Below are 2,010 nucleotides of genomic sequence, written 5' to 3'. Positions count from 1 at the left end.
GCGTTGTCCTCTGGCGTGGGCGTCAAGGGCACTTCCTGGGGGCGCAAGAGCGACCTGCAGGACGCGATCCGGGCCGCGCGCGGCCAGGGCGCGCGCACCGCCGGTGCCCCGGTCGCCGCGGCGACCGCCGTGGCGCCCACGGTCCGCAGCGACGCCCCGGCCCAGGCGCCGGCCGACCACGGCTCCGGGCAGCCCTCGGGCGACGCCCGCGCCCCGCGCGCCGACGGCGCCGAGGCCCCGCGCCGCTCGCGCCGGGCCACCCGCTCCGCCGGCTCGTCCGAGGGTGACGCGGCGCCGCAGCAGCGCGCGGAGGCGCCCGCCGAGCAGCAGCCCGCACGGGGCGGCGACCAGCGTGGCGGCGAGCAGCGCGGGGGCCAGCAGAACGACGCCGACCGCGAGGCGCGCCTCGCCCAGCTCGCGGAGGCCGTCGCGGCCCCGCGCGAGCGCGGCGCCCGCCGCTCCGGCAACGGCCAGAACAACCAGGGCGACGGCGACGGCCAGCGCTCGGGCCAGGGCCGCTCGAACGACTCCTCCGGCCAGCAGCGCTCCGGCGGGCAGGGCGGTCAGGGGCAGAGCGGCCCGGCACAGGGCGGCCAGCGCGACGAGCGCCAGCGCCGGGACGACGACGACGAGCGCGGCTCGCGCCGTCGTCGGGGTCGCGACCGTGGCCGGGACCGCAAGCGCAACCGCAGCGGCCGGCCGGGCGGCCCGGACGTCGCCGGCCTGGACGACGTGGAGGTGCGCGAGGACGACGTCCTGCTGCCGGTCGCCGGCGTGCTGGACATCCTCGACAACTACGCCTTCGTGCGCACGAGCGGCTACCTGCCCGGGGCGGGCGACGTCTACGTCTCCCTCAACCAGGTGAAGAAGTCCGGCCTGCGCCGCGGTGACGCGATCGTCGGCGCCATCCGCCAGCCCCGCGAGGGCGAGGAGCCGCCGGCGGGCAAGAACGTCCGCAGCAAGTTCAACGCCCTCGTGCGGCTGGACTCCGTCAACGGCATGACGCCGGAGGAGGCGCGCCAGCGCCCCGAGTTCACCAAGCTGACGCCGCTGTACCCGCAGGAGCGGCTGCGCCTGGAGAACCCGGAGGCCACCCGCCTCACGCCGCGCGTGATCGACATCGTCGCCCCGATCGGCAAGGGCCAGCGCGGCCTCATCGTCGCGCCGCCCAAGGCCGGCAAGACGATCATCATGCAGCAGATCGCCAACGCGATCACCGCGAACAACCCCGAGGTCCACCTCATGGTGGTGCTCGTGGACGAGCGGCCCGAAGAGGTCACCGACATGGAGCGGACGGTCAAGGGCGAGGTCATCGCCTCGACGTTCGACCGCCCCGCGTCGGACCACACGATCGTCGCCGAGCTCGCGATCGAGCGCGCCAAGCGCCTGGTCGAGCTGGGCCAGGACGTCGTCGTGCTGCTCGACTCGCTCACCCGCCTCTCGCGCGCCTACAACCTCGCGGCGCCGGCGTCGGGCCGCATCCTCTCGGGTGGTGTGGACGCCGCGGCGCTGTACCCGCCGAAGAAGTTCTTCGGCGCGGCGCGCAACATCGAGAACGGCGGCTCGCTGACCATCCTCGCCTCGGCGCTCGTGGAGACGGGCTCGAAGATGGACGAGGTGATCTTCGAGGAGTTCAAGGGCACGGGCAACATGGAGCTGCGCCTGTCCCGCAACCTCGCCGACAAGCGGATCTTCCCGGCGGTGGACGTCAACGCGTCCGGCACCCGGCGCGAGGAGATCCTCATGGCGAAGGACGAGCTGGGCATCGTCTACAAGCTGCGCCGCGTCATGGGCGCGCTCGACCAGCAGCAGGCGATCGAGCTGCTGCTGGGCCAGCTCAAGAAGACCAAGACCAACGTCGAGTTCCTGCTGCACGTGCAGAAGACGACGCCGGCCGGGCTCTCGGACGAGAACCCGGGCGAGACGGTCTGACCGTTCCGTGGGGCGGGGGACGAGGGGAGCGGGGAGCGGGGGGGGGGTAGGGGGGGGGGGGGGGGCTGGTGAGAGGGG

1 protein-coding gene is annotated in these 2,010 nt (G+C 74.6%); it reads left to right on the top strand.

What is annotated here, in order from left to right:
• On the top strand, positions 1-1,932 hold a 1,932-nt coding region (rho, locus tag ACFVS0_RS20470; protein ID WP_430588983.1), incomplete at its 5' end, for a transcription termination factor Rho.
• Positions 1,933-2,010 lie beyond the last annotated feature (78 nt).

Origin of the sequence: Isoptericola sp. NPDC058082 (assembly GCF_042885055.1) — a bacterium.
Taxonomy (GTDB): Bacteria; Actinomycetota; Actinomycetes; order Actinomycetales; family Cellulomonadaceae; genus Isoptericola.
Note: the sequence above shows the minus strand (reverse complement) of the source record. Positions and strands in the feature narration are given on the sequence as shown.